26 protein-coding genes and 2 pseudogenes are annotated in these 26,211 nt (G+C 69.9%); 15 read left to right on the top strand and 13 right to left on the bottom strand.

Annotated features, from left to right (window positions below; translation table 11 throughout):
* The first annotated feature begins 16 nt into the window (after positions 1–16).
* From ACFC09_RS18865 to ACFC09_RS18895, 7 genes are all read left to right on the top strand, one after another.
* A complete protein-coding gene (locus ACFC09_RS18865) occupies positions 17–2,995 on the top strand; it encodes a type I polyketide synthase (protein WP_376529438.1) in 2,979 nt (992 codons plus the stop codon).
* Positions 2,992–4,137, top strand: coding sequence for a MupA/Atu3671 family FMN-dependent luciferase-like monooxygenase (locus ACFC09_RS18870; RefSeq protein ID WP_376529441.1), 1,146 nt, complete (start codon positions 2,992–2,994; stop codon positions 4,135–4,137). The genes ACFC09_RS18865 and ACFC09_RS18870 overlap by 4 nt, the downstream gene beginning before the upstream one ends.
* A 2-nt stretch (positions 4,138–4,139) precedes the next feature.
* Complete coding sequence (locus ACFC09_RS18875; RefSeq protein ID WP_376529443.1) at positions 4,140–7,178, top strand: condensation domain-containing protein; 3,039 nt, start codon at positions 4,140–4,142, stop codon at positions 7,176–7,178.
* Complete coding sequence (locus tag ACFC09_RS18880; RefSeq protein WP_376529445.1) at positions 7,175–8,482, top strand: MFS transporter; 1,308 nt, start codon at positions 7,175–7,177, stop codon at positions 8,480–8,482. The genes ACFC09_RS18875 and ACFC09_RS18880 overlap by 4 nt, the downstream gene beginning before the upstream one ends.
* An 80-nt stretch (positions 8,483–8,562) precedes the next feature.
* Positions 8,563–9,495: an LLM class flavin-dependent oxidoreductase gene (locus ACFC09_RS18885; RefSeq protein WP_376529448.1), complete on the top strand. Its 933-nt coding sequence runs from the start codon at positions 8,563–8,565 to the stop codon at positions 9,493–9,495.
* Positions 9,496–9,901: 406 nt separating this feature from the next.
* Positions 9,902–10,213, top strand: a complete 312-nt coding sequence (locus ACFC09_RS18890; protein WP_376529450.1) for a hypothetical protein — start codon at positions 9,902–9,904, stop codon at positions 10,211–10,213.
* Between the two features lie 418 nt (positions 10,214–10,631).
* Positions 10,632–11,372, top strand: coding sequence for a class I SAM-dependent methyltransferase (locus ACFC09_RS18895; RefSeq protein WP_376529453.1), 741 nt, complete (start codon positions 10,632–10,634; stop codon positions 11,370–11,372).
* Between the two features lie 244 nt (positions 11,373–11,616).
* On the opposite strand, the pseudogene ACFC09_RS18900 reads toward ACFC09_RS18895, so the two are convergent.
* Together ACFC09_RS18900 and ACFC09_RS18905 are read right to left on the bottom strand one after the other, a co-directional pair.
* Positions 11,617–11,724, bottom strand: a pseudogene (locus ACFC09_RS18900) (nitroreductase); the annotation flags it as partial.
* On the bottom strand, positions 11,721–11,924 hold the full coding sequence (locus ACFC09_RS18905) for a hypothetical protein (protein WP_376529456.1): 204 nt from the start codon (positions 11,922–11,924) through the stop codon (positions 11,721–11,723). The gene ACFC09_RS18905 and the pseudogene ACFC09_RS18900, both read right to left, overlap by 4 nt.
* A 217-nt stretch (positions 11,925–12,141) precedes the next feature.
* On the opposite strand from ACFC09_RS18905, the gene ACFC09_RS18910 reads away from it, so the two are divergent.
* Positions 12,142–12,372 (top strand): MarR family winged helix-turn-helix transcriptional regulator, encoded by a 231-nt coding sequence (locus ACFC09_RS18910; protein ID WP_376529458.1) that lies wholly within the window; start codon positions 12,142–12,144, stop codon positions 12,370–12,372.
* Between the two features lie 277 nt (positions 12,373–12,649).
* Here the strand turns inward: ACFC09_RS18910 and ACFC09_RS18915 are convergent, their stop codons facing one another.
* Both ACFC09_RS18915 and ACFC09_RS18920 read right to left on the bottom strand, forming a co-directional pair.
* Positions 12,650–12,805, bottom strand: coding sequence for a hypothetical protein (locus tag ACFC09_RS18915; RefSeq protein ID WP_376529461.1), 156 nt, complete (start codon positions 12,803–12,805; stop codon positions 12,650–12,652).
* Positions 12,802–13,104 (bottom strand): NAD(P)H-dependent oxidoreductase, encoded by a 303-nt coding sequence (locus tag ACFC09_RS18920; RefSeq protein ID WP_376529464.1) that lies wholly within the window; start codon positions 13,102–13,104, stop codon positions 12,802–12,804. Before ACFC09_RS18920 ends, ACFC09_RS18915 begins: the two co-directional genes overlap by 4 nt.
* On the opposite strand from ACFC09_RS18920, the gene ACFC09_RS18925 reads away from it, so the two are divergent.
* Entirely contained in the window at positions 13,087–13,287 is a 201-nt protein-coding gene (locus ACFC09_RS18925; protein ID WP_376529466.1) for a hypothetical protein, read from the top strand. The two genes, ACFC09_RS18920 and ACFC09_RS18925, sit on opposite strands and share 18 nt — an antisense overlap.
* 203 nt (positions 13,288–13,490) lie before the next feature.
* Here ACFC09_RS18925 and ACFC09_RS18930 read toward each other — a convergent pair whose 3' ends face one another.
* Positions 13,491–14,081, bottom strand: a complete 591-nt coding sequence (locus ACFC09_RS18930) for an NADPH-dependent FMN reductase (RefSeq protein WP_376529469.1) — start codon at positions 14,079–14,081, stop codon at positions 13,491–13,493.
* A gap of 196 nt (positions 14,082–14,277) precedes the next feature.
* Positions 14,278–15,720 carry a hypothetical protein gene (locus tag ACFC09_RS18935; protein ID WP_376529472.1) on the bottom strand — a complete coding sequence of 481 codons (1,443 nt, stop codon included), beginning with the start codon at positions 15,718–15,720 and terminating at the stop codon, positions 14,278–14,280.
* A gap of 674 nt (positions 15,721–16,394) precedes the next feature.
* Between ACFC09_RS18935 and ACFC09_RS18940 the strand changes: the two genes are divergently transcribed.
* Both ACFC09_RS18940 and ACFC09_RS18945 read left to right on the top strand, forming a co-directional pair.
* On the top strand, positions 16,395–16,877 hold the full coding sequence (locus tag ACFC09_RS18940; RefSeq protein ID WP_376529474.1) for a hypothetical protein: 483 nt from the start codon (positions 16,395–16,397) through the stop codon (positions 16,875–16,877).
* Between the two features lie 54 nt (positions 16,878–16,931).
* The gene (locus ACFC09_RS18945) at positions 16,932–17,942 is read left to right on the top strand and encodes a polyprenyl synthetase family protein (RefSeq protein WP_376529477.1); all 1,011 of its coding nucleotides are present in this window, start codon (positions 16,932–16,934) and stop codon (positions 17,940–17,942) included.
* Between the two features lie 316 nt (positions 17,943–18,258).
* Here ACFC09_RS18945 and ACFC09_RS18950 read toward each other — a convergent pair whose 3' ends face one another.
* The 5 genes from ACFC09_RS18950 to ACFC09_RS18970 all read right to left on the bottom strand — a co-directional run bounded on the left by ACFC09_RS18950 (position 18,259) and on the right by ACFC09_RS18970 (position 22,267).
* On the bottom strand, positions 18,259–18,948 hold the full coding sequence (locus tag ACFC09_RS18950; protein WP_376529480.1) for a DUF305 domain-containing protein: 690 nt from the start codon (positions 18,946–18,948) through the stop codon (positions 18,259–18,261).
* Positions 18,945–19,601 (bottom strand): DUF3105 domain-containing protein, encoded by a 657-nt coding sequence (locus tag ACFC09_RS18955; protein ID WP_376529483.1) that lies wholly within the window; start codon positions 19,599–19,601, stop codon positions 18,945–18,947. Before ACFC09_RS18955 ends, ACFC09_RS18950 begins: the two co-directional genes overlap by 4 nt.
* A 124-nt stretch (positions 19,602–19,725) precedes the next feature.
* Entirely contained in the window at positions 19,726–20,154 is a 429-nt protein-coding gene (locus tag ACFC09_RS18960; RefSeq protein ID WP_376529486.1) for a hypothetical protein, read from the bottom strand.
* Between the two features lie 586 nt (positions 20,155–20,740).
* Positions 20,741–21,394, bottom strand: coding sequence for an FMN-dependent NADH-azoreductase (locus tag ACFC09_RS18965; RefSeq protein WP_376529489.1), 654 nt, complete (start codon positions 21,392–21,394; stop codon positions 20,741–20,743).
* A gap of 285 nt (positions 21,395–21,679) precedes the next feature.
* A complete protein-coding gene (locus ACFC09_RS18970; RefSeq protein ID WP_376529491.1) occupies positions 21,680–22,267 on the bottom strand; it encodes a TetR/AcrR family transcriptional regulator in 588 nt (195 codons plus the stop codon).
* A 132-nt stretch (positions 22,268–22,399) separates the two neighbouring features.
* Here ACFC09_RS18970 and ACFC09_RS18975 point away from each other — a divergent pair.
* A pseudogene (locus ACFC09_RS18975) lies at positions 22,400–22,546 on the top strand (SDR family oxidoreductase); the annotation flags it as partial.
* A 643-nt stretch (positions 22,547–23,189) separates the two neighbouring features.
* Positions 23,190–23,774, top strand: a complete 585-nt coding sequence (locus ACFC09_RS18980; RefSeq protein ID WP_376529494.1) for an amidohydrolase family protein — start codon at positions 23,190–23,192, stop codon at positions 23,772–23,774.
* A gap of 216 nt (positions 23,775–23,990) precedes the next feature.
* Here the strand turns inward: ACFC09_RS18980 and ACFC09_RS18985 are convergent, their stop codons facing one another.
* Both ACFC09_RS18985 and ACFC09_RS18990 read right to left on the bottom strand, forming a co-directional pair.
* Complete coding sequence (locus ACFC09_RS18985) at positions 23,991–24,551, bottom strand: thiamine pyrophosphate-dependent enzyme (RefSeq protein ID WP_376529497.1); 561 nt, start codon at positions 24,549–24,551, stop codon at positions 23,991–23,993.
* Positions 24,449–24,796: a thiamine pyrophosphate-binding protein gene (locus tag ACFC09_RS18990; protein ID WP_376529500.1), complete on the bottom strand. Its 348-nt coding sequence runs from the start codon at positions 24,794–24,796 to the stop codon at positions 24,449–24,451. The genes ACFC09_RS18985 and ACFC09_RS18990 overlap by 103 nt, the downstream gene beginning before the upstream one ends.
* On the opposite strand from ACFC09_RS18990, the gene ACFC09_RS18995 reads away from it, so the two are divergent.
* Entirely contained in the window at positions 24,778–25,296 is a 519-nt protein-coding gene (locus ACFC09_RS18995; RefSeq protein ID WP_376529503.1) for a FadR/GntR family transcriptional regulator, read from the top strand. The two genes, ACFC09_RS18990 and ACFC09_RS18995, sit on opposite strands and share 19 nt — an antisense overlap.
* A gap of 59 nt (positions 25,297–25,355) precedes the next feature.
* The gene (locus tag ACFC09_RS19000) at positions 25,356–26,069 is read left to right on the top strand and encodes an MFS transporter (RefSeq protein ID WP_376529505.1); all 714 of its coding nucleotides are present in this window, start codon (positions 25,356–25,358) and stop codon (positions 26,067–26,069) included.
* Positions 26,070–26,211: the final 142 nt, after the last annotated feature.

Below are 26,211 nucleotides of genomic sequence, written 5' to 3' on the forward strand. Positions count from 1 at the left end.
ATCGAGGCGGACGCAGATGCGCACACCCGAGAACGCGGTGGCGGTGGTCGGAGTGGCCCTCCGAGTGCCCGGAGCCGTGGACGCCGACATCTTCTGGGACAACGTGATCCGCGGACACGTGGCGCTGCCGGGAGTCCTGGACGACGGCACCCTGGGCGTCGGGGGGATCGACCGCGTCGACCGTTTCGACGCGGAGCTGTTCGGCATGAGCCCCACCCAGGCGGCAGTGACCGACCCCCAGCAGCGCGTCATCACCGAAGTCGCCTGGCAGGCGCTGGAGGACGCGGGCGTCGACACCGAGCGCGATCCAGGCAGGGTCGGAGTCTTCCTCGGCTGCGGCGACAGCGGCTATCAGCACCGCTACGTCGAGACCGATCCCACGCTGAGCCGTGCCGCGGGCCGCCAGCAGATCTCCCTCGGCAATGACAAGGACTACCTCGCCACCTCCCTCGCCTTCCGGCTGGGCCTCACCGGCCCGGCACTGACGGTCCAGACCGCCTGTTCCACCTCGCTGGTCGCCGTCCACGTCGCCATCCGCAGCCTGCTCACCTACGAGTGCGACCTCGCGATCGCGGGCGGTGTCACCGTCCAGTTGCCGCCGGGCGCGGGTTACACCTACCAGGAGGGCGACGTGGTCTCCCCGGACGGCCGCTGTCGGCCCTTCACCCAGGGCAGCCGCGGCACGGTGCCCGCCAGCGGCGCCGGAGTGGTGGTGCTGCGCCGGGCCGAGGAAGCCGGGCGCAGCACCCGGGCTGTGCTGCTCGGCAGCGCGGTCAACAACGACGGCGCGGACCGCATGAGCCTGGTCGCGCCCAGCCCCCGGGGCCAGGCGGCGGTCCTGGAAGAGGCACTGGAGGTCGCCGGCCGCAAACCGGAGGACATCGGTCTCATCGAGACGCACGGCACCGGCACGGAACTCGGCGACCAGGTCGAACTGGCGGCGCTGGCCCAGGTCTACGGCGACGCGGCGCAACCGTGCGCGCTGGGAGCGGTCAAGGCCGGCATCGGGCACACCGACACCGCCTCGGGCGTGGTCGGCCTGATCAAGACGGTGCTCGCCGTCCAGCACGCGGTGATCCCGCCGGTCCCCGCGCAGCCCGGGGACGGTCCCGACGTACCCCTGGGGTCGGATCGGTTCCGCCTCCCGCGACAGGCCGAGCCCTGGCCCGGCGAGCGCACCCGGTACGCGGCGGTCAGCTCCTTCGGACTGGGCGGCACCAACGCCCACGTGATCCTTGCCGAACCTCCCCGGGCTCCCGAGCCGGCCGCGGCCTGGTCCGGGCGCGGTCTGGCGGTGCTCTCCGCCGCAGGCCCGGATGCGCTGGAGCGCACCGCGGCCAGGCTCTCCGCCGCGGTGCGCGAGGGGACGGTGCCGGTGAGCGAGGTCCTCGGCACGCTCTGGCACAGCCGCCGCCGACTGCCCCACCGCTGGGTCTGCCCGGTCGAGGCAGTCGACGAGGCGGCGGCGCGCGGCGCGCTGGCGGACGCGCTGGAGTCGGCGTCGGCCGTGGCGAAGGCGGTGCCGGACCCGTCCGTCGCCGTACTGCTGCCCGGCCAGGGAGCGAGCCTGGCCGGTACCGGACGGGGGCTGCTCGCCGCCGATGCCGACTTCGCCCGCGACTGGGGATACACGCGGGCCCTGGTGCGCGCCTGCGGCGGCCCGGACCTGGAGGGCTGTTGGACCTGGCCGGCCGACGACCCGCGCTGGCTGCGCACCGACACCGTCCAGCCGCTGCTGTTCAGCGTGGAACTGGCCCTGCTCCACGGGCTGCGGCGGCGCGGTGTCACGCCGTCCCTCCTCCTCGGCCACAGCGTCGGCGAACTGGTCGCCGCCACCTGGGCGGGTGTCTTCTCCGAGGCGGACGGGGCGGCCGCGGCGGTCGAACGCGGCCGGCTGATGAGCCGCGCGCCGGCCGGTGCGATGACCGCGGTCCTGGCCGGTGAGGACACGGCGAGGGAGCTGGCAGAGGGGCTGCCGGTCGACGTGTGCGCGGTGAATGCCGCCGACACCGTGGTCCTCGGCGGGGAGGCGGAGCACATCACGGAGGTGGAGCGCCGCTGCCGTGCCAAGGGTGTGAAGGTCCGCCGCCTGCACACCGCGCACGCCTTCCACTCCCGCTCCATGACCGAGGCGGCCGAGGCGTTCACCGACGTGGTGAGCACCCTCACGCTGCACGCGCCACGGGAGCAGGTGCTGTCCAACGTCACCGGAGCACCGCTCGAAGCGGCGCAGGCCACCGACCCCGCCTACTGGGGCCGCCAGCTACGTGGCACCGTCCGCTTCGCCGACGGGGTGCAGGCCCTCCTGCGCTCGGCACCGAGTGTCGTACTGGAGGCCGGTCCGGGACGTACCTTCGCCTCTCAACTGCGACGCGCCACCCGGGGAGCGCGGCACCGTCCCGTCATAGCCGAACTGCTCGGCGACGGCACCCGCGACGAGGCGACGGCACACCTGGCCGCACTCGGCTCCGCCTGGGCGGCCGGCTGCGCGACCGACGTCCTCGTCGCCCCGCCCGCAGGCACGGCCCGGATCCCGGGCTACGCGTTCGCCGACACCCGCCACTGGACGGCCACCGGACCGGACGGCCACGCAGCCCAGCCGGCTGCGCCCCAGCCCGCCACCGCCCGGCCGGAGCAGGCGGGGCGCGCTGCCGCAGGAGCGTCCGCCGCCGGGCCCGCGCCGGATGGTTCCGAGGCGGGAGGGACGCCGGACCTGCTGGCCGCCCTGTGGCAGGAGTCGTTCGGCGGTCCGGCGATCCGCCTGGACGGCAACTTCTTCGAACTGGGCGGCACCTCGCTCCAGGCGGCGCAGCTCATCTCCGTCGTCAACGACCAGTTGCTGGTCGAGGTGCGCCTACAGGACCTGTACGAGCACTCCACGTTCGGCGACTTCGCAGCGCGCGTGGACGAGCTCCTCGACGGGCGCGACGACGCCCAGCTGCTGGAACTGCTGGCCGAGATCGAGACACAGGGCGAAGGGGAAGGACAGGCATGAGCGGCATCGACGAACGACTCGGACAGCTGACCCCCGAGCAGCGCGAAGCTCTCCGGCTCCGGCTGCGGGAACGCGCCCGGCACGCCCCGCACGTTCCCGGACCGCCGGGCGAGATGCCACCGGTCCGCCTCAGCCTGTACTTCTTCCCCCAGGCCCGCGCCCTCGCGGGCCCCGACTACTACGCCATGATGCTGAGAGCCTGCGAGTTCGCCGACGAGCGGGGCTTCCACGCAGCGTGGTTCCCGGAGCGGCACTTCGTGGACTTCGGCGGCTCGCATCCGAACCCCTCCGTCCTCGCCTCCGCGGTGGCGGTCAGGACCCGGCGGCTGCGGCTGCGGGCCGGCAGCGTCGCCGCCCCTCTGCACCATCCGGTTCGCATCGCCGAGGAGTGGGCGGTGGTGGACAACCTCTCCGGCGGCCGGGTCGGCGTCTCCTTCGCCAGCGGCTGGCACCCGGACGACTTCGTGCTGGCCCAGGAGCCCTACGACGAGCGCAAGAAAACGCTGATGCGCACCGTCGAGCAGGTACGGCGGCTCTGGACGGGCGAGCGGCTGACCTTCCCGAGCACCACCGGCACCCCCTCGCCAGTGGTCACCCAGCCGCGCCCGGTGCAGCCCGAGCTGCCGGTGTGGATCACGGCGGCCGGGAACCCGGAGACCTTCCAGGCGGCGGGCACGGCCGGGTACGGCGTGATGACCGCGCTGCTGGGGCAGACTCTGCGGCAGCTGCGCGACAACGTGGCCAGGTACCGGGCCGCCTGGCAGGACGCCGGACATCCCGGCCGGGGCGACGTCGTGGTGATGACCCACGCGCACGTCAGCGATGAGCGAGGTCTGGAGGCGAAGCTGCGGCCCGCGCTCCACGACTACCTGTCCTCCTACCGGGCGCAGACCGGCGGCGGCGACGAACGCGTCCTGCTGGAGGCCGCCTTCCAGGACTATCTGGCGGGCCCCTCGCTCCTGGGCACACCGGCCAAGGCCGCCGCGGTGCTGGCGAGGCTCGCCGAGGCGGGCGCGGACGAGGTGGGCTGCCTCATCGACTTCGGGCTGCCGGCCCAGGATGTGCTGGACGGCCTCCCCGGGCTGGCCGCGCTGCTGCCCGCCGCCCGACCCGCATCCGCCGACAGGGACAGGAGCCAGTGACCGTGACCCGACCGCGCACCGTCGCAGACCGGCTGGCCCGGCTGACACCCCAGCAGCGGGCCGCCCTGCAGCGCAGGCTGCGGGCGGGGGAGGAGGGCCCCGCCACCGAGCCGGTGCTCACCCGGCGCACCGGCGACCGCTCCGTCTCCCCCCTGGGCCTGGACCAGGAGCGCATCTGGATCCTCGACCAGCTCGATCCCGGCCGGCACACGTACAACATCAGCACCGGCCTGCGATTCAAGGGCGCCTTCGACGAAGAGGCGTTCCGCGAGGCCGTCGCGACACTGGTCGGCCGCCACGAACTGCTCCGCTCCCGAATCGAGGTCCGCGACGACCTGCCGGTGCTGCGGGTGAGCGACGAGTTCGAAACGCCCGTGGAATTCGTCGACCTGCGAGCCGAACCGGACGGCGTCGCGGAGACCGTACGCACGCTGGTGCGGCGGCCGTTCGACCTCGCCACCGGGGGACTGCTACGGGTCGTCGTCGTACGGGCCGCCGACGACGACTACCAGGTGATCGAGACGATGCACCACTCGGTCACCGACCAGTGGTCGTTCGTGCGCCTCAACCGCGAACTCCTCGAACACTACACGGCGGCCCGGGAGGGCCGCCGGTCGCGGGCTCCCGAACTCGCCGTCCAGTACGGGGACTTCGCCGTCTGGCAGCGCCGGCTTTTCACCGGCGTCCGCCAAGAGGCGCAGCGCGACTTCTGGCGCACGTACCTCGACGGCGTGCCCCCGCACCTCCCGCTGCCCTACGACGCGCCCCTGCAAGACAGCGGGCACGACGGCAAGCACCACTACTTCCGGCTCGACGACGAGCTGAGCGCCGCCTTCCTCGCGATGTGCCGCACCCGGCGGCTGACCCTGTCCGACGCGCTGCTCGCCGTCTACGTGAGCCTGCTGCACGAGGAGACCGGATCGCGTGACATCGTCGTCGGCCTGCCGAGCGCGACCCGCGGCCGGCCCGAGACCCACGACCTGATCGGCTTCCTGCTGACCAACGTCCCGCTCCGCGCCAAGCTTCCCGCCGACCCGACTCCGGCGCAGATCCTTCGAGTGGTACGGCAGGCGTCCGCCGCCGTCGCCGACCACCGCGAAGTGCCCTTCAGCGAGATCGTCGACGCGGCGTCGCCTGAGCGCAGCCTCGACCGCTATCCACTGCTGCAGACCATGCACCTCGTCCTGGACTTCGACGACACCGTGGTCCAGGTACCCGACGCCGAGGTCCACGGCATCGAGGTGGAGGACGGCGTCTCGCCCATGGACATCACGGTCGGCTGGTGGCGGGCGGGGGAGCGGCTGTACGGGCGGTTCGAGTACCGCACCGAGCTGTTCACCGCCGCCACCGTCGACCGGCTCGTCAACCGCCTGCTGGAGCTGGTGCGGGTCTTCGTGCAGCGGCCCGGCGAACCGCTGCGCACCCGCGTGGCGGCACCCGCCCCCGCCCCGGCGGTCACCGCGGCGCCTTCGGCAGCCGGTCCGGCCGACCCGCCGCCCGCGGAACTGCACCGGATCAGGGAGGTCTGGCGGGAGGTGCTGGCGACCGAGCCGGGACCGGACGACAACTTCTTCGAGTGCGGCGGCACGTCCCTGACGGCGATCAGGCTGTCCCACGCGCTGCGCCGGGCCGGGTTCGCCATCAACGCCCGCCAGGTGTTCCGTGCCCCCACCATGCGCGGTCAACTGGCCCTGGTCCGGCCGAAGCAGGCCGACGTCCCCGACGGCACGCCGAAGGCGGAGGGCGCGGTCAGCCCCGAGCAGGAGGACCTGCTGGAGGGCGGCCTGCCGCACCCGGAGCTGTGGGCGCACAGCCTCGTCCTCACCGCGCGCCGGCCCATGGATCCCGAGTGGCTGCGCGTGGTCGTCAAACGGGTGGCGACCGCCCACCCGGGCCTGGGCTCGACGTTCCGGCGCACCGACACGGGCTGGCGCTCGGACGCCACCGGCAGCCGGCTGTGGAGCGTCGAAGTACCGGGCACGGATCCGGCCCGGGTGGCAGCCGCCCACCGGGCCGCCTTCGACCTGCGCGACGGGCCGCTGTTCGCGGCGTCCCTGATCCCCGGCCCGCCGGACCGGATCGTACTGACCGCGCACCACCTGGTCGTGGACGGCCTGTCCTGGCAGATCCTGGTGGACGACCTCGACCGGACCTACCGGGGCACCCGGCCGATCGCCGAGACCTCGCACCCCTCGGTGCACGTGGCCGCGTGGCGCGACCACGACGTGCTGGGGCAACGCGATTACTGGCGAAGCCAGGTGGAGGGCGTCGGGCCGCTCGGCTGCCGTACTGGCCGGCCGGACCGGATCGGCGGCGAGACCACGCATCGGGTCAGGGCGGCGATCCCGCCGGGCGCCGGCGCCGCGGACCGGCAGACCGAGGCGCTGACAGCGGTCTCCCGCGCCGCCCGGCCCTGGTTCGGCGGCGGGGACGTCGTACTCGACCTCATCGGCCCGGGACGCGAACTGCCGCTCGTGGACGACTGGGACCCGGCACACGCCGTGGGCTTCTACGCCACGGCCCACCCGGTCCGCCTCGCTCTCGCCGAGGACCCCGGCCACCACCTCCGGCAGGTCGGCCGAGCCCTGGACGCCGTACCGGACGGGGGCAACGGCTACCTGGCGCTGCGCTGGTCCGCCGACCCGGCCGTACGCCGCACGGTCGCGGGGTGGGGACGGGCCGAGCTGTCCTTCAACTACCTGGGCGCGCTGCTGACCGGCCGGCCGGACACGGATGACGGCCCGCTGTTCACCGTTGCCGGGCAGATCGGCCCGTCGGGCAACGACGACGCCACGCGGTACCACGCCGTCGCCGTCCTCTTCGAGTACGACGGCGAAGAGGCCGTGTTCACCTGGAAGTTCAACCCCGACGCGGTCGACGGGACGGCCGTGCGGGCCGTGGCGGCCACGGCCGCGGAGGAGTTCACCCGGCTGGTCCGGCAGCGCGGCTCCCAGCCGCCCTCGACGGCAGGCATGTCCCTGCACGAAGTGAACCGCATGCTTGCGGAACTGACCCGAGAGAAGAAGAGCCAAAGCGCATGACATCGACGACCGCCCGTGACAGGCGGCCCCTGACCGCACTGGTGACGGCGAACTATCTGTCCTGGATCGGCAACACCATGACCTTGGTCGCGGTGCCGCTCTACGTGCTGCAGATCTCCTCCAGCGCCACACAGGCGGGAGCGGCGGGGTTCGCGAACGCGCTGCCCATGATCGTGGCTGGGCTCGCCGGGGGAGTGATCGCCGACCGGGTCGGTCCGAAGCGCACCAGCGTGGTCGCCGACCTGGCCGCCGGGGCGTGCATGGCCGCCGTGCCGTTGCTGCACGGCACGGTCGGTCTCGCCCTGCCGGCGCTGATGGCGCTGCTGTTCCTGCGCACCCTCGCCGACGCGCCGGGCGCCGCGGCCCGGCTGGCCCTGCTGCCACGGGTGACCGCCCGCGGTCAGGTGCGGCCGGAGACCGCCAACGCGCTGTTCTCCTCCGCGCAGCGCGTGGCGTTCGTGGTCGGCCCGCCGGCGGCGGCGTTGATGGCGGGCCTGACCGGCCCGACCGCCGTGCTCTATGTCGACGCGGGCACGTTCCTCGCCTCGGCGTTGCTCATCATGGCGGTGCCGGACGGCGGGTCGGCGCGGCAGGACGAAGCGGCGGAGGCCGGTGAGACGAAGGCCGGCGCGGCCGTGGCTCGTCCGGGCCTGGTGCGGGAGGCCACCGAGGGAGCGCGCTACATCCTGCGCACCCCCGTACTCGCCGCCATCATCAGCGTGGTGGTGTGCACCAATTTCCTGGACGACGCGCTGACTCCGGTGGTGCTGCCCGTATACAGCAGCGAACTGCTGGGCGGGGAACGGGCGGTGGGACTGCTGCTGGCGGCCAACGGCATCGGAGCGGTCGTCGGATCGTTCGCCTACGCCCCGGCGAGCCGAAGGCTGTTGGCCAACCGCTGGGGGACCTTCGTCGGCTGCTTCGCGCTGATCTGCGCCGCCCGACTGGTCATGGTCGCCGAACCCGGGTTGTGGATCATGCTGGTGGTCTCGTTCGCCATCGGGCTGGCCAGCGGCCCGGTCAACCCACTCGTCACGGGCGTCGTCGAGCGGTCCACCCCGCCGGACATGCTCGGCAGGGTCTGGGGCGCCGTGATGGCCATGGCTTTCGCCGCCGCGCCGGTCGGCATCTTCGCCACGGGCTGGCTCGCGCAGAACATCGGCCTCCGCGCCACGCTGGGGATCTTCGGCGGCCTGTACGTGGTCCTCATCTGCTACGTCCTCATGAACCGCCCACTGCGCGGCTTGGCCCGGCCCGTCGGCACGGAGACACCGGTCCCGGAGGATGCGGCCACAGCACGCTGACCCACCACCGTGGGCGTGGACGGTTTCGCCGTACGCGCAATCGTCTCCGCCCGTCCGGTCCCGCGGCTTAGCCTTCTGACATGCAGTCACCGACCGTTTCCGTGCAGGCCCAGCCGCGGGACGCCGCCTCCTGGACCGCTCTGGCCCGACGCGCCGAGGCAGGGGGGTACGACGCGCTGCTCGTGGCCGACCACCCGGGAACCGCGGCCTCCCCGTTCGTCGCGCTGGCCGCCGCGGCGGCGGTCACCGAACGCCTGGGCGTGGGCTCCTACGTCTCCCACGCGGGCGTCCGCGAGCCGCTGCTGCTCGCGTCGGACGTCGCCACCCTGGATCTGGTCTCCGGCGGACGCGCGCGTCTGGCCCTGGGCGCCGGCCACACCCCGGCCGAATGGGACATGCTGGGCGGGAAGCGGCCCGACAACGAGGGGCGCGTGCGGCGTTTCCGGGTCGTGGCCGAGGCATGCCGTGCGCTCCTCGCGGGTGAGACGGTCACCCTCGACGGCCCCGAGGCACGAGCCCGCGAGGCCCGGCTCAGCAGCCCACGCCCGGTCCAGCACCGGGTGCCGTTCACCTTCGGAGGCGGCAACAGCGCCCTGCTGCGCTGGGCCGGGGCGCATGCGGACGTGGTGGGGCTGAGCGGACTCGGGCGCACCCTGCCCGACGGCCGCACCCACGAGGTGCGCTGGAACGGCGGGGACATCGATCGCCAGGTCGCCCTGATCGAGGAGGGCGCCTCGGCCCGAGCCGCCGCCCCGGCCCGCGAAGCGCTGGTCCAGCTGGTGGAGATCACCGACGACGCCGAGGCCGCGGCGCACGGGATCGCCGGGCGCCTCCAGTGCGACCCGGCCGACGTGCTCGCCTCGCCCTACGCCTGGATCGGCACGGTGAAGGAGATCGCAGCCGCGATGGCCGAGCACCGGCGCCGCTGGGGAATCACCCGCTACGTCGTCCGCGAGGCGCACCTGGATGCTGCGGACCAGGTACGCGCCCACCTCACGCATGTCACCCGGTGAGCCTGCCTGGCCATGCACGCGCGTTGTGGTTCTGGCTCCCCTACGGGTCGTGCCCGCCACAGGCTTCGAGAGGGGCAGCGGCGGCCGAGGACCGGCCGCCGCCCTGGCCTTCCGTCCAGGGGCCGGCCCTCGACGGAAGCGATGCCCAGCCCCCCTGTCGTCTGCCATGAGAACGTCAGTCGGCGGCCCTCCGCGGGGCCGGCTGGCGGCACGATCCACGGCGATGTCGGACGCCCTTCTGGTCTAGCAGTCCACCGGTGGCTCCGGCTTCGGACAAGAGGCTGACCAGGCCGGACAACGTCCGGACTGTCCGGGGCAGCCGAGTGCTGTCGACCCGGGAAGGAAGGGTGCCGTCGACACGTCCCTGAAGGATCTGGGGCGCGGGCTGGCGTGGAAGATCCACGACATGTACTCCGCCAAGGAGCAGACCGTCGACCTCGTCGGGCATTCCATGGGAGGGCTCATCATCCGTGCCGCGCCGACCGGATACGCGACGGGTGACATGGGGAACGGCGCCCCCACCGACGTCGGGGCACAGCACCTTGTGCGGTACTCGGAGCGAGCGGACCTCCACCACAGCCGGCTGCGTACGGTCCGCCGAGCCGGCGCGTTCCCACTCCGCTACACCAACAACGGTGGCGCCTGGGGAAGCCGGCGGGATGGTGCCGCGCCCCTACGAGTGGCGATGAACGCGCTGTACTGGCACAGCCGGTGGTGAACCGGCCCAGTTCACCGCGACGGCGACCGCCGACGTGACGTTGCCGTGGCAGACGGCGCACCACTGCCCTGACGAGGGGCGCCGTCCCGGTGGTGACCGGGCGACGCTCCGCTGCCTGGTCTCGGCCGGGGTGAGATAGCCGAAGGTCTTGTACCTGCGCGGCCGGCGGCGGTTGTAGAAGGTCCCGACGAAGTTGAAGACCTCGGCGCGGGCGGTGGCTGGTCCGGGCCAGGTGCGGGTGCCGGTCTCTTCCTTGAGCAGGGCTCAGATGCTCTCCGCGGCGACACCTACCGAACGTGGTCGGCGCCATGGGCTCCGACACGTATGCGGGGGAGAAGGCGCGTACCGCGGATCACCGCGGCGGCAAGTTCCTTCTCCAGCCCGGCGATCCACGCGCGGGAAGCGCATACTGTGTCACGTGGCAACCTACGACAGTATCGGTGCGACCTACGCTGACACCCGGCGACCCGATCCCCGAATCGCCGCAAGGATCCATCACGCCCTCGGCGATGCCACCACCGTGATCAACGTAGGAGCCGGCACCGGCTCCTACGAACCGCCGCAAACGATCCAGGCTGTTGAGCCCAGCTCAGTGATGATCGCCCAGCGCCCGGCCGGATCCGCGCCGGCCCTGGAAGCATCCGCAGAGTTGATCCCCCTCGCCGACGACTCAGCCGATGCGGTGATGGCCCTCCTGACCGTGCACCACTGGAGCGACCTGGAAGCCGGCATCGGCGAACTGCGCCGCATCGCCCGGCAGCGGATCGTCGTCCTCACCTTCGACCCCGACATCAACCACAGGTTCTGGCTGCTGGAGGAGTACCTGCCCGAGGCAGCCGCGTGCACCGACACACCAGCCATCGGCGTCGACCGCCTCGCCACACTGCTGGGAGGCGCCCGCACGGAGACCGTTCCCGTCCCGCACGACTGCACCGACGGATTCCTCGCCGCCTTCTGGCGCCGGCCCGAGGCATACCTCGATCCCCACGTGCGGGCAGGTATCTCGCTGTTCGCCCAGATCAGCGACGAAGTCATCTGGCCGGGCTTGGCCCGGCTGTCCGACGACCTGTCCACCGGCAGGTGGCACCAACGCCATGCCGACCTGCTCGACCGCGAGACACTCGATGCCGGCTACCGGCTCCTCGTAACCGACCTGTAGGCGCGCGGCTCGTACCACCACGGCGACCTGCGGGCCGCCTGTCTGCGTGCGGCGCGCGAGTTGCTGGAAGAATTCGACACCTCGGTCCCGGAGGACGTCGCCGACCGGGTCCGTGCCGCCGTCCACGCAATGCTCGGCGTGACCGCGCGACGGCGCCGAACCACGCAACACGGCGAAGCAGGTAACTCCATGCAGGCATACGTGCTTGCCCGCTACGGAGACGTGAGCGCGATGGAAACGCGGTCACGCACTCTTCGATCAGGGACCGTGGTACCGGGCGGTCCAGGTCGAGGCGCTTGCGCACCGCGCGGGTGGTGGACAGCAGTTGGTCGGGAGTCAGATCGAGGGTCACAGGAGCCTCCTCGGTGTCGGGTGGTGTCGGTGCGGGCAGGACTCGGGCACGGGCCTGGCCTCGTGGCCGACGCGGGCGTGCAGGCCGATGGACGCGGGGACGGCGCCGAGCAGCGAGAAACGGCCGGCCGCCAGGAAAGCGAGTCGGCAGCCGTGGAGCCCGGACCCGCCGGCGGCCATGAGCGAGACCGGCGGGGCCACGCCGATCCCGGCTCCGATCCGATGTGTCCGCCGCTGTATCCGGTGGCGCCGGCCAGGGCGCGGACGCCGAGCGCTCGGTTGCTCCGGGCGCCTTCGGTGAACGTCGTGGTGATGAGTGACAGGCCCGCCTGCGCCATGAGTGCCGTGGCCAGCCGCTCGACAACGCGAGTGACGACCGGCGCCCGCTTGCGGCCGACGGGCTTGTCCACGCCAGACGATGGTCGGCATCTGTGACGGCCTTGAACAGGCAGGGCACGCACGTCGTGAACGGGACGTCGCAGATCGCCGCGCGTACGCCGTCACCATCACCGATTCCGGCCGGCAACTCCTCGCCCAGGCTGAAGATGCCGTGCCGGAGTTCCTCGGCGGGACCTTCCATGCCCTCAGCCCCACGGAGCGCCGACAACTCTCCAGCATCCTCGGCAAATTGCTGCAACCCCGCCCGTGACAGGATCCGCCCGAGGCTCCGGAGAGCCCTGACGCTCTGCGCTTGAGACCGACTCCCCTGCTCCGGGTTTGGAGCAGGGGAGGGTCAGGACGCGGGGGACTGGCACGCCACCGGCGGGACAGCATCTGATGCAGCGCCTTCCATCAGGTCGCAGAACGGTCAGAGGGGTGAGCACGCTTCAAGAGTCACGAAGTTCCGTCACCAGTCGGCGAGCGCGCGAACGAGGGAAGACCCGCTGGCCATGCACTCAGGTCCGCTCAGCGGAGCCCAGGGCAACTCACGGGAGGGTGCACAGAAGCTCGCGGTGGCGCTCGGCGTGCGCGGCGAGGTTCTCGTCGGAGACGGTGCGGGCGCCGTGCAGAACGAGCGGCTCGGCGAGACGCATGCCGACCAGCCGGGCGGTGGCGTCGAGGGGCGCCGGCAACTGGGTCATCGTGAAACGGGAGGTGGGATCGACAGAAGCGCACGAGGCTTCCGGCCTGCTGTGGAGGTGACCAGGTGGAGGGTCTTGCCGCGCAGTGCGGTGCCGCTGCTGCCGTAGGCGAAGCCGTGGGTGAGGACCTGGTCGATCCGTGCCTTGAGTACCGCGGGGACGGAATACCAGTACCAGGGGAACTGCCACACGATCCGCTCGTGGTCGCGCAGCAGTTGCTGCTCAAGGGTGATGTCGAAGCGGCCGTCGAGGTTGGCGGGTCCGATCTCATGGACGGTGACGTGCGCGAGGTCGCTCATGGCCTCGGCGCGGCCGACGCCTGCGCCGCCGACCCCGAGCAACTCGCCGACGAACTGATCCTCGTCCTCAACGGTGTCTATGTCACCGCCACCGTCCTCGGCCCCCAGGGCCCCGCCCGGCGCACCGGCGAACTCGCCCGCCGCCTCATCTGGACTGCCTGCGACGAACCTGACCGCCCCTGAAGCCGGCACCCTGCCCGACCGGCCGGGATTTCAGGAGGGGGGTCTCGGGGGCGATGCCCCGGTCGCGTGCCAGGGTGAACGGGACGCGCTCAATCTGCGCCCAGTGGCGGGAGTTCGCAGCCACCCTTGGTGAGATCAGGACGCACCTCGGCGGTTTTCACACCTGGTGCTGCTGCGTTCCCGGCACGCCGACGGGGCCAGGCTCAGACCGGGTACGGACTGGCGTCGCGTGCGGTGCTCAGGGCGGCGGCCCACCAGGCGAGCTGGTCCAGCAGGGTCTTGGCATGACCGGGCGCCTCGGGGCCCGGTGGCTGCCCGTCCTGCCATGCGGTGGAGTAGTTCGGGAACGCCAGACCGTCGCGGATGGTCACCGCGTGCAGTTCGGTGAGGACGTTCTCCAGGTGCAGGACGGCATGACGGCCTCCGGCCGCGCCGCCGTAGCTGACGAAGGCCACGGGCTTGGCCGTCCGCTGGGTGAAGTGCCAGTCGATGGCGGCCTTCAACGAGGCGGGGTAGCTGTGGTTGTACTCGGGTGTGACCAGGATGAAGGCGTCCGCGTGCGCCAGGCGGGACGTCAGGGGCGCCATTGCTTCGGGGCGCGGGTAGGAGTCGCCGGCGACCTTCGGTGACACCGCCGGCAACGACAGCGGGATCTCGACGTCGGCGAGGTCGACGACCTCGACATCGCACCAGCCGTGTGCGCGCCCCTGCTCGGCGACCCAGGAGGCGACGACGGGCCCGAATCGGCCGCCGACGAGACGACGGCGCAGGCCGTGGAGCGGCTTCGCCGCCAACCCGGCGGCACGCTTCGCGCGATCGGCTGACGCGACCGAAGCAGCTCACCCGAAGGCAATGCGGTTGCTGACGAGGCCGGTGGGCGGCCCAAGGTGCGGGGTGGCGGGCGGGGTCGGAGGACAGTCGGGTCGCGAGGTGTCTCCACAGAGGTGCGGTACCTTGCGACAGCCCTGAGGGCGCAGCGCGCGGCTCGTGTCAGACAAGGAACTCGGCGAGCGGGAAAGAACGATGACGACGTGGTGGAACCAGGTAGTTCTGCCGGTGGGTCGTGTTCAGGACCGAGTTGATGCCGGCGTGGGGGCTGCGCGGTGCGATAGGGAGTGTCATGTCGGGATAGTGGCCGTCCATGGAGAGCCGAACGACATTGAAGATTGCGGTCGTCGGCTGGAACTGAATGAAGTGCAACCCGGCCGCCGGCTTCTTGCTGTAGTGGTCTGCCGTCGGATCGGATGTGTAGTGGAATGGATTGTCCAGCGTGTCGAAATCGCCGCGCACGGGGATGGTCGTCCCCGTGGGATAGGATTTCCCGTATTTGCTGGTGATCGGCGATGTGGTGCTGTCCACCTGCGACATGCTCCCAGTGTGGCCGTATGCGTGGTACCGCTGGACACCTTTCGCCACTTCGGCCTCACTTTGTCCCGGTGGCTGGAGGGCGAACGTACCGGGCGCCGGCGCGGGCGAGAGGCCGGGTTGGAGCATCGCCTGGACGCGATCCGCGTACCGAGGATAGTTCTTTTCGTACCAGGTCACCAGATCTTGAAACAGGTGCGAGAGATGCATGGTGGTCCCCTGTTTGAAGTAACCGTTGGGCCACTGATCGGTGAGACCGGGCAGGGTCTCCAAATTCGCGATGTTGTCGGGTCCCATATTCGACTCCAGGGTGGTGGCGAAGCCGAGAAAGCCCTGCGCCTGCCGAGGAATCGATTGTGCACCCGGGATATCAGCTGCCAGCGCCAGCTTGCTCGGTAGGCCCTGTTGCCCGTAGAAACCGCCCCCGGAGAAGCCTTGGCGGATGCTCGTCACCTTGAACAAACTGCCCGCCTGGTTGCTTCCATGCCCGAAGAGAGCGTTGCTGGCTGCCGTGATATTGGCGAGCGAGTCACTGCGAAGCAGCACAGCCACGTCGTTCTGTTCCAAGCGGATCGACCCGAAGCCAGGCGGAGGCTGGTCGCTGGGGAACGTCCTGGCCTCCTGCAGCGAATATACGGTACGGCCCTCCAGTTTGGAGGTCGCCAAATCGACCGGCAGGTATGCTGGATAACGTGTTCCTGCCTTGAAAAAGTCCGACGCCCTGCCCAGGGTCGGGATGTAGTGGTGGAAATAGGGAAGTCCCCAGGCTACCGTGGTGGCCACTCCTGTGGGAGTAGGCGGAAAATGGCGTTCCAGATCCAGGAGGGCGGACTCTAGATGGTCCTGTGCCTCCTGCAACGCCTTGGCATTCGTCGGCACATTCAGCCTGGCGGTAATGACATGATTGTGCAGGGTCGGTACCCGGACCGCAATCGTGCCATTGCTGCTTTTCACGCCTGAGCCATCGACCATGACCACCTGCTCGTTCTGCAGGATATATTGTTCCTGGATGGGCGGGCTGTCGGCGACAGCGGGCCGGTCCGGTGGTTTTGCCATGGTGTCGATCATCTTGTAGATGCCGGCGGATGCCAGAGCGGCACCGAAGGTGCCCGCTGTCCCTTGGAGGAGGTGTCGCCTGCTCAGGTTCCTGCGAGGCCGCCTTGCACGCGCATTTTCGTTGCTTTCTGTCATGAAACGTATTCCCCCGCTGTGGAGTAGATTTCTGCCATAACCCGGGAATCGGAGGGGTAGGGGTTGAAATGGGGGAGGAGGGAGGAGGGCTGGGCGATCGTGCCGCCAGATGGCCGGTGGCGGTGGGTGCGCTGACCGGTTCGCCGTCGCCGTCACCTTCGCTGTCACGATATAACCACACGTATGCCTGGGTCATTGAAGCCGACACGCGGCCTGGATTATTTGAGTAAACACCAGTTTGGTGTGGCAGTCAGCAGCTTCCTGAGGTTCTCCCGAGATGCGGCAGGCATTGACAGAGGGCCGGACGGCTTGCTGGAGAGGAGCCCAGACGATTCCTGCGCCGGGATAATCGGGCAAGTGCGGATCGGGCGTGCCCGTGAAGCCTCGTACCCGACCGGGAGTGGCCGGGTTGCAGCCCCCTGGTCACCTTTCGAGCGGGGCGCTTGATGTCACCCGTCTCACGGCGGTTCGCTGCGTGGAATCGCTGACGGCTTTGGGTACGGTTGTTCACATCATCAAAATGGTGGCGCCTTCACTGGTGAGGAGTTCCCATGCCTGACGACCACATTAACCAAGTCGATCCGGAGCGTCTTCAGGTTTCTCGCGGAGTTTCCCAGGTGGTCAAGCAGGCGGCCTCGATTCTCCAGCAGGAACTGGCAGATCATTCGGATCGCGCTTCGACGATGCAGCAGAACTACGCATCGACGAAGCGGGTCGACCCCAACGAGTTCAAGGCGTTGAGCGACCGGGTGCGCCAGGATGTACACGACCTCATCGCGATGGCTGGTGAAATGTTCGGCGAACTGCGCACCGACGAGGTCCAGTCGCTGGTGTCGCGGATGGCCACCGACGCTCACGACGTGGTCGACACCACGATGAACCTCATCGAGAACACACCCGCGGCTGCTGGGACGTTCGCGCGTCTGGGCTTTACCACGCCAACACCGCCAGGCCCTGCGTCGGCGTCCGCTGACCCGCCGAAGTCGAATCCCGGACCGGATACCGGTGGCGAACCGCCGCTGTCCAGTACCTGAGCGGGTCGACCGATGACCGCCGCTGAACCAGGTGTACGCCTTGGGCCCTCAGCCGTGGAGTCAGTTCTTGCACGATATCGCGACCTCACGGTCGCGCGGCTGTTGTCGGACATCCCGAAGTCCGGTGAGGACGACCTGTACGATCTCGTGCGCGCCTATCCCAGCCGATCCGGCAAGGGACTGCGCCCTGCGCTGTGCCTGGCGGTGTGTCAGGCCCTCGGTGGCGACGTCGAAAAAGCGATCGGCTCGGCGGTCGCCCTTGAGCTCACCCACAACGCGTTCCTCATTCTCGACGATGTGCAGGACGGCAGTCAGATGCGTCGCGGGTTGCCGACGCTGTCCGCCGAGCACGGCCTCGGCGTCGCGGTGAACGTGGGCAACGCGACCAACCTGCTTGCGCTGCAACACCTTATGGCCAACCGGTGGACGCTCGGCCCGAATCTGGCATGGACGGTGCTCCAGGAGTCGGCGCTGATGATGCGCCACTCGCTTGAGGGACAGGCGATTGAGGTCGCCTGGATCCGCAACAACACGTGCGACCTGATCGACGACGATTACTACCGGATGTGCATGAAGAAGTCTTCCTGGTACACGTGCATCTACCCCTGTCGCGTGGGTGTCATCGTGGCCGAGGGAAAGCGTGAGGCGACGGCCCGTTTCGACCGCTACGGCTGCTACCTCGGTGCGGCGTTCCAGATCCAGGATGACCTGCTCAACCTGACCGGTCACTACTCGCGGTACGGCAAGGAGATCTCCGGGGATCTGTGGGAAGGCAAGCGCACACTCGTCCTCATCGAATACCTGCGCCGCTGTACCACCGCGCAGCGGAAGCAGATGGAGCGCTTCCTGGGCAAGGCTCGCGCGGAGCGTACGGAGGCCGAGGTGCAATGGGTACGCGACGAACTGCTCGCGTCCGTCTGCGTCGACACCGTACGGGCGCGGGCGCGCGCCCTGGCCGATGAGGCCCACGCGGAGGCACTCAAGGTGTTCAACGACTACCCTGACTCCGACGACAAACAGTTCCTTCTCGACTTGCCGTTCTACATGGTGGAGCGGGACAGCTGAGAACTCAGGACACGATCTTGTGAATATGTGCTGACGAGCGTTTCCGTACGACGTTTCCGCCGTTTGTGAAGGGGAGTCCGGCTCCTGTCTCCGTCCGTGGTGGTCAGGCCGCTTCTTCGCTGTCTCGGCTGTCGTGCCGCAGGGACCTCCCGGTGGCCACCGCCTCTCGGCTGCCCGGACACTTGGAGGCGATCGGCGCCGTCGAGCGTGACACGGGCGGGGCGCTACAACACCGGCCCCGGGATCTGGGAACTGGTCTCCTTGGACGAAGGCCCGGATCACTGTGTGATCCGGGCCTTCGTGGCGGTGTGCCCCGTTACCGCGGTGCCGCTCCTCGCTCCCGGAGCAGGTCGGTCATGACCTGCATCTCGGACTGCTGGGCGTCCACCATGCCCTGGGCCAGCTGCTTCTCCTGGGGGACCGCGCACTGCTGGGCGCAGGCGCGGGCCATGTCGATGCCGCCCTTGTGATGCTCGTACATGAGCTGGAGGTAGAGAATCTCGGCCTGTTCGCCCTTCAGCCGGCCGAGTTGGGCGATTTCGGTGTTGGTCGCCATGCCAGGCATCAGGGAGCCGTCCTGGAGCTGGTGGTCCATGTGGTCCATGGGCATCCAGATCATGTAGCCGTCGGGGGACGTCACGGGCAGCTTCCACAGGTCGAGCCAGCCGAGGAGCATGCCGCGCTGGTTGGCCTGCGTCTGGGCGATGTCGTACGCGAGGCGGCGGACGTCCTCGTTCGCGGTGCGGTCGCGGACGACATACGCCATCTCGACGGCCTGTTGGTGGTGGACGGCCATGTCGCGGGCGAAGCCGGCGTCGGCGGAGCCGGCCGTGGGGACGGCAGCCGCCTCGGTTCTGTCGTCGCTGGTCGCGGCGACGATCCAGAGGCCCAGCACGATGGTGACGAGGACTGTCGCGCCGACGGTCGGCAACATGACGAGGGTGTGGCTGCGTCTGCCGACGGCGGGATCCGACTTCTCCGGGGACGTCACGGCCGTATCGGTCATGACGCGGTGAGTCCGTTCGTGCAGGCGGCGCCCGGCTCGGGAGTCTGGGCACCCTGGACGTACTTGGTGAGGAACTGGTCGACTCTGGGGTCGGAGGCCGTGCCGACGCGGAGCTGATGGCCCCAGGCAGTCAGCGTGATCGTGCCGGATTCCGTCTTGTCCGGACTCATCAGCGTGTACGGGGTCTTGGCGACCTTGCCGGCGAGAGTCTCGATGTCCGCCTGTGCGGCCTTGTCGTTGTACGTCACCCAGACCGCGCCGTGTTCGAGGGAGTGGACAGCGTTCTCGTTCGGAACGGCCTTGGCGTAGACGTTGCCGTTGCAGGTCATCCAGACCGGTGCGTGGTCGCCGCCGACGGGCGGGTTCTCGGGGTAATCGACCTTGCTCTGGACGTGGTTGCGGGACAGCTTCTTGGCGTCCCAGACCTTCTCACCGGATATCGGCTTCGCCGCCTCGGCTGCCTTCTGCTCCTTCTGCTGGTTGGTGTTGGTAATGGCGTAGACGCCCCAGCCGACCAGGCCGGCGACGATGACCGTGCTGAGGGTGACGGTGATGATCCGGTTGCGGCGTTCGCGGGCCTTCTCGGCGCGCCGCATCTCCTCGACGCGGGCCTTGCGGTCGGCGGCGGCCTGCTTCTTGCTGGTCTTGGACATGGCGGTGTGTTCCTCGTCCCCGCCGCGCGGATCGCACGGAGTCGTCGAGCGGCGGTGGGTGCAGGGATAAGGGGACGGACGTTTGTGGGCCGTGCGCGTCAGCTCACGGCACGGTGGCGTTCGTCTACGTCCGCTGCACCTGGAGGACGTGGAGATCGGGAGCGCCGCGCGTGGGCGTGAGGCCGAGGTGGCAGCCGCGGGTGGCGGGGCTCGGGAGGCTCGGGATGCGTGGTAGGACCGTCGGCACGGGCTGTGCTGTGGCGCGGAGTACTGCCCGTATGCCGTGTGTGTCCTGGGCACAGCAGACGTCGTCGGCCGGGCAGTCGCCGGGATGCGCCACCGTCACCGGGCGGTGCCCGGTCGGATGGTACGAGGGCGTCTGGACGGCCGACACGGCGGTCATGGGCGCGGCGGCCCGGGGGCCGGCGGCATGTGCGGCAGAGCCCAGGCACATCAGCAGCGCTGTGAGCAGCACGGTCAGGGCAGAGCACAGCGCCGCGACCCGCGTGGTCCGCCACGCGGCGCGGCGCCCGTGCTGCGTCCGGCTGCTCATCACAGTGATGTTAAGCGGCCCCCGTGCGCTCCGGGTTGGCGGGGCTTCGGCGGTCAGTGTGCATGGCCCTTCTCGTCCGCCCCCGGGTGGATGAAGGGGTGGCGACGGGGGCGGTGCCGCTGTGTTGACCGTACGTGCTGGGGGAGGTGCGCAGGGTGAATCTCGTGTTCGTGTACGGATGATGCGGAGCCGGCTGTGTGATGTGGGGCGAACCGGTCGCTTCGTGGTGGAGCGACAAGTTCCGGCTGCCCGACGATTTCGAGTGCTGGAGCTGCGGGGCATCGGCCACCACTCCCGTACCGCCGTGGACGCCTGCCGAGTGGACGAGTACGCCCTCACGGCCACGATTGGTGTTTTGACCTGGGCTGATGGCACGGTGCAGCCTTCGCGGGCCGACGTTGTCGATCTTCGGAGGACTGGGTGGCGTGCCCTACACGGTCGGCACGGGGCCGTGTCGACAACGGGTACTCGCCCAGCGGGCCGACGACGTCGGTACGGTCGCTCATTGTGCGGTCGGGGTGCCACGGCCGGCGGGCCGGCGGGCGGGGAAGCTGTGCCCTCGCCCGCCGGCCAGGGGCGTTCGCGGTCAGGCGGCCAGTGGTGTGGAGGCTTCGCGGGCGGCTTCGGCGGCTTCTTCCAGTGCGCGGGTGCGGGCGGCTTCGCCGACCGGGACGAGGTGTTCCATGCCGGGGATGCTGGCGGCGAGGGTCAGCTCGGGGACGATGAAGCGGGGCTTGGTGCCGAGGATGACGGTGAAGACGGACTCCAGGTAGTTGAGGACGTACTCGTGAGGGGCGCGGGGGGTGCCCTTGGCGTAGGAGCCGCCGCGGCTGGAGACGATCGTCACCGGGGTGCCGGCGACCTTGGAGTCCGGGGAGCCTGCGGTGCGGCCGAAGAGGATGACCTGGTCCAGCCATGCCTTGAGGCTGGAGGGAACGGTGAAGTTGTACATCGGGGCGCCGATGACGACGGCGTCGGCGTTCTCCAGCTCCTCGATCAGGTCCAGCCGGGCCGCGAACGCCGCGGCCTGCTCCGGGGTGTGGGCGGCCGGGTCGATCGCGCCGGCCAGGTAGCCGTCGGCGCCGATGTGGGCGACCGGGTCGGCCGCGAGGTCGCGGTGGACGACGGTGCCGCTGGGGTTCTGTTCCAGCCACGCGCCGCGGTAGGCGGCGGTGACGGCGCGGGAGGTGGACGCCTCGCCGGCGAAGGCGGACGAGTCGATGTGCAGCAGGGTGGCCATGGCTGTTTCTCCGGGGATGAACGAGTGGGTGAGGTGCGGCCGACGGGAGCCGGGCCCGACGGGGGCGGGCGGCACGGACCGGACCCGCAAGTTGAGGCGGTCCTCAACTTGCTCGTGCAGCGTACGCGCAAGTTGAGGGCAATCTCAAGTTATGTCGCCGGGATCACGCGGTCGGCCTTCCCCGGCCGGGGTGGAGGCGCGAGGACTCTGTCCCCGGGGTGGCCGGGAACGAAGGCGCCCCCGGCCGCCGGGGCGGTCGGGGGCGGGTCGCGCGAAGGCGGGTCGCTACTCGGGCAGGGGCGCGCGGGCGGCCCCGGGCCGCAGCGCATCGAACAGCAGGGCCAGGATGCGGGTGCGACCGGTGCCGCTCCCGGCGCGGACCAGGTCGCCGTTGACCTGGAAGATCAGGCCGATGTCCGCTGCTGTCACGTCGGCACGCACCGTTCCGTCGGCCTGGCCCGCGGCGAGAAGGTCGGCGGCGAAGGCGAGCGACTGGTCGCAGACGGCCTTGAGCGCGGGGGCGCTCTGGTGGCGGCTGGAGAAGGTGTCGTTGAAGGCGGGGTCGGCGGCCTGGCCCTCGCAGATGGCGTGGACGAACGCGACCAGGCGCTGCCACGGGGCGGAGGCGTCCTGTGTGGCGGCGACGGCCTCCGTGACCTTGCGGTCGGCGAGTTCGGTGACCACCGCGTCGAGCAGTCCGTCCCGGCCGCCGAAGTGGTTGTAGAGGGTGCCGACGCTGACTCCGGCCGACTTGGCGATCTTGTCCAGGGGGGTATCCAGGCCATGGGCGGAGAACGCGTCGGCCGCGGCCTGGCGGACCTTCTCGATGTTGCGCCGGGCGTCGGCCCGCCGGCGCGGCTGCGTCTCTGACACGGGAGACCCGACCTCTCGATAACTTGAGGAATGCCTCAACTTGTGGGTATGTTGTCGACGGAGAACTTGATATTACCGTCAAGTTAGTGGCCGTGCTTGCGGTCGCGCGCCCGCACAAGGGAGAAGCAGCCCATGAGCGTCGTCATCACCGGCGCGAGCGGCCGGCTCGGCCGCTTGACCATCGCCGAACTCCTGCACACCGTGCCCGCCTTCGGGATCACCGCTGTGGTCCGCACCCCCGACAAGGCCGCCGACCTCGCCGAGCAGGGCGTCAAGGTCGGGCAGGGCCTGAAGCACGGCAAGGGCCGCACCTGGTCGAGGCGGGGCGTGACGCCGCTGGGCAAAGTGGTGGGCAGGGATCGGGCCGGGTCCTGATGGCCGGGATGATCTGCGTCCGGCCAGGCCACGAGACCCGTCTGACCTACCGGACCCAGACGTACCGGGGTCGTACCGGCGAGAAGAAGGGCTTCAGGTCCTGTCCGGCTTCGTCCCCGAAGACGATCCACGCGCCCAGGAGCTGCGCCGTCCTCTCGGACCACGCCGCCTGCCACCCGTACTCGTTCCACCCGCACCGCATAAAGGTGCGGAGACGCGATCCGTACGAGGTCATCACACTCGCTGACAGTGCCGCAACCCGCGACGAAGCATCACCGGCACACGGTGGCACACCCTAGCTTCACGGAAATCTTGCCAGGGCCACTTCAACTCGTACGCCGACAGCATGGGCCGCAGTCAGCACAGCCAGATCACCCAAACCTGCCAGAACGTCGAAAGTCGAACTATGGTCACCGACCGGCAATGCCTGGGGTGTCCTCTGAGTTGATGGATGAATGCATCCGAGTCGTGATAGATCACATGAACAGAGTTCAGTCTGATGCTGCCTGCCCGTGTTGGCCCAGCATGTCGAATGGATGGCGGATGCGTGGACGTTGCTGCGATCCGGGGCGTCGACGTGCAGATCCTCTCGCACACCTGCCCCGGCCCGGAGACCCTTGAGTCCTCGATCGCGGTCGACCTGACCAGGCAGGCGAACGACGCTGTCGCGGCTGCGATCTCGAAGTATCCCGAGCGGTTCCTCGGCTTCGCCACCTTGCCGATGCGCGACCCAGCGGCTGCCGCGAGCGAGCCCGACCGCGTTGTCCGTGACCATCGTTTCGTGGGCGCCCTGATCAATGGCCATGTCAACGGGCGTTTCCTTGACGACAAGTTCTTCTGGCCGGTGTTCGAATGCGCCGAAGCCCTCAATGTGCCGATCTACCTGCACCCCACCCTGCCGCCACAGCCGGTCATCGACGCCTATTGCAGCGGATTTGATCCGTATGTTTCGACCAACATGTCTGCTGCGGGGCTCGGCTGGCACATCGACACCGGGATCCACTGCATCCGTTTGATCCTGGGCGGGTGTTCGACCGGTTCCCCGGATTCTCTCCACTGCCGACTGGCCGTACGCCAACATGAAGGCCGCTCGCCAATTTCTGGACCAAATGCCCATCAATCTTGGCGATAAGGAGAAGATTGCTCATCTCAACGCCGAGCGCCTGCTCGGGCTCTGAAAGATCCCGCCGCCTCCATGACGGACGACCAGGCCCGGTAGATCCACGAACCCGCGGGCAATCGATTGCTTTGCGATCCAGCTTTTCGGGTAATCCGAGATACAGGATGTAGTAGTCGCGGCTCGAACCCGCAGGTCTCCAGAAGTGATCTGGTGATGCAGTCGGTCAGGTTACGGGACCCGAGCTCGGACCCGCGGAGATGCCACGACAGGGAGCGGACGGACAGTTGAGGCCCTTGATCCTCGCGGGGCGTCAGGCGTACAGGGCTGCTGCGCAGGGGTCGATGGGGATGTCGATGACGGTGGTGGTTTGCGTCGTGGGAACTGTGCGGGCCGCCTCGACCACGCTGTCGGGTCCTTCGGCACGCGGCCGGTGCAGCCGTATCCCTGGGGGTGGTGGGCGATGTCGATGCCGGGGAGGTCGTAGGAGGGCCGGTGATGGGCGCCGAATGTGCGGGAGAGGGATTTCGCCGCGGCGTATTCACCGTTGTTGAGCACGATGACGATCAGTCGCAGGCCCAGCCGGGCGGCCGTCCAGAGTGCCTGGATCGAGTACTGGGCGGAGCCGTCGCCGAGGAGACAGACCACAGCGCGGGAGGGGTCGGCCAGGGCAGTGCCGACGACGGCGGTCAGCCCCCGGCCCAGACCACCGCCGGCCGCTGGGCGGCCGTGTGCAAGGACCGCGCGAACGCCGGCGGCACCTCCTGGGCGCGGGCCGGCTCGATGGCCCATTTCACATACGGGCGCGGGAACAGGGTGGACTGCTCCGCATATAGGTACCGATCCGTCGGGTGCATCGAACGCACCTGCTGCCCGGCGAGCACCACCACCGGACTACGGTTGCGGAACGCCGTGTACACGCTGCACAGCCCGTAGCCCAGCCCCGCCGCCGAGTGCAAGGTGACCAGCGGCGGTCGGCCCGTGGCCTGCGCGCAGCCGTCCGCCATGGCGACCGCCGATGCCTCCTGCAGCGCCATCACCCACCGCACCTGCTCCGGCCAGCAGCGGTCTGGGCGCGGCGGTCAAGCGCCGCCTTCAGCACAGTAACGCGCTGGAGGCGTACGAGGTCCGGGCCAGCCTGGAGCGGGATGCCGCACGCTACGCGGCGACGCGCCGCACCGACGCAGACCTCGAACAGATTCGGGACGCGCTGGCTATGCGCGAGATGGCCTGGGACGTGAGCGGGGGCGACGATGTCTCGGCGTTCGTCGAGGCCGACATCAAGTTCCATCAGGCAGTCGCGCTGGCCGCAGGAAACTCCGTGCTCGCCGAGCTGTACGACCAGTTCAGCGCGTCCCTGCGGATGACGCTGCGCTCGGTGGTCGGGGCGCCGTTGCCTGAGGCGGTGCGGCGTCAGACGGCCGAGCATACGGCCATCGTCCGGGCGATCGAGAACGGTGATGCGCAGGCCGCAGAGGAAGCGGCGCTGGCTCATCTGTCCGCCGCCATGGACGCGTTGCGCGAGCTGCCCGACTGAACGGTCCGGCTGCGCCGCAGCAGGGTCGACGCCTTCGAGGCGCAGGAGGTAGAGGAAGAATGGACACGGAAACCGCGAAGAACCAGTCAGTGCGGCCCGGGACGCGGCGCGACACGCCCAAGCAGGACGCGAGAGGCCGGCGCCGCGCGGCATGGGCCGTCGGCGCGGGTGTGGTGGTGCTGGCCCTCAACCTGCGCCCGGCCCTGGTCGCGGTGTCACCACTGGTTCCCGCCATCGGGAGGGACACCGGTCTGTCCTCCTCCGCGATCAGCCTCCTGACGTCGCTTCCGTTGCTGTGCTTCGGATTGCTGTCGCCGCTGTCTCCTCGGCTCGGGAGGCGGGTGGGCATGGAGCGTGCGCTGCTGATTGCTATGGTTCTCGTCCTCGTGGGCACGTCGGTGCGCGTGGTACCCGACATCGCTGCGCTGTTCGGCGGCACCGTCGTCATCGGGGCCGGCATCGCGATCGGCAACGTCCTGCTGCCGGGCCTGATCAAGCGGGACTTCCCCACCCGGGTCGGCCTCATGATGGGCGTGTACGCGATGACGTTGTTCACCGGGCCTGCGGTCGCGGCCGGTGTCACCGTCCCTCTACAGCATCTGACCGGGCTCGGCTGGCGCGCCGTACTCGCCTGCTGGGGCGCCTTGGCGGTGCTCGCCGTGATCGTGTGGCTTCCGAGGGTCCGCGCACGCACCCGGGTTCCCAAGCCGGTTTCGGTGTCGCGGCGGCCCGCAACCGGCACGTCCGCGAGGTCATCCGCCCCGGATAGCTGATCGCGCCGTGCCGCGCCGGACTGCTGCCGCCGCGACCAGCGCAGCAACGTCTCCCGCTCCTCATCCGTCAGGACCACCTCGACCGTCGGTCGACCCATACGCGCCACGAGCACAGCCCACTTCTACAGCTGAACCTGGACTC

It is taken from the genome of Streptomyces sp. NPDC056161, from assembly GCF_042268025.1.
GTDB lineage: Bacteria > Actinomycetota > Actinomycetes > Streptomycetales > Streptomycetaceae > Streptomyces.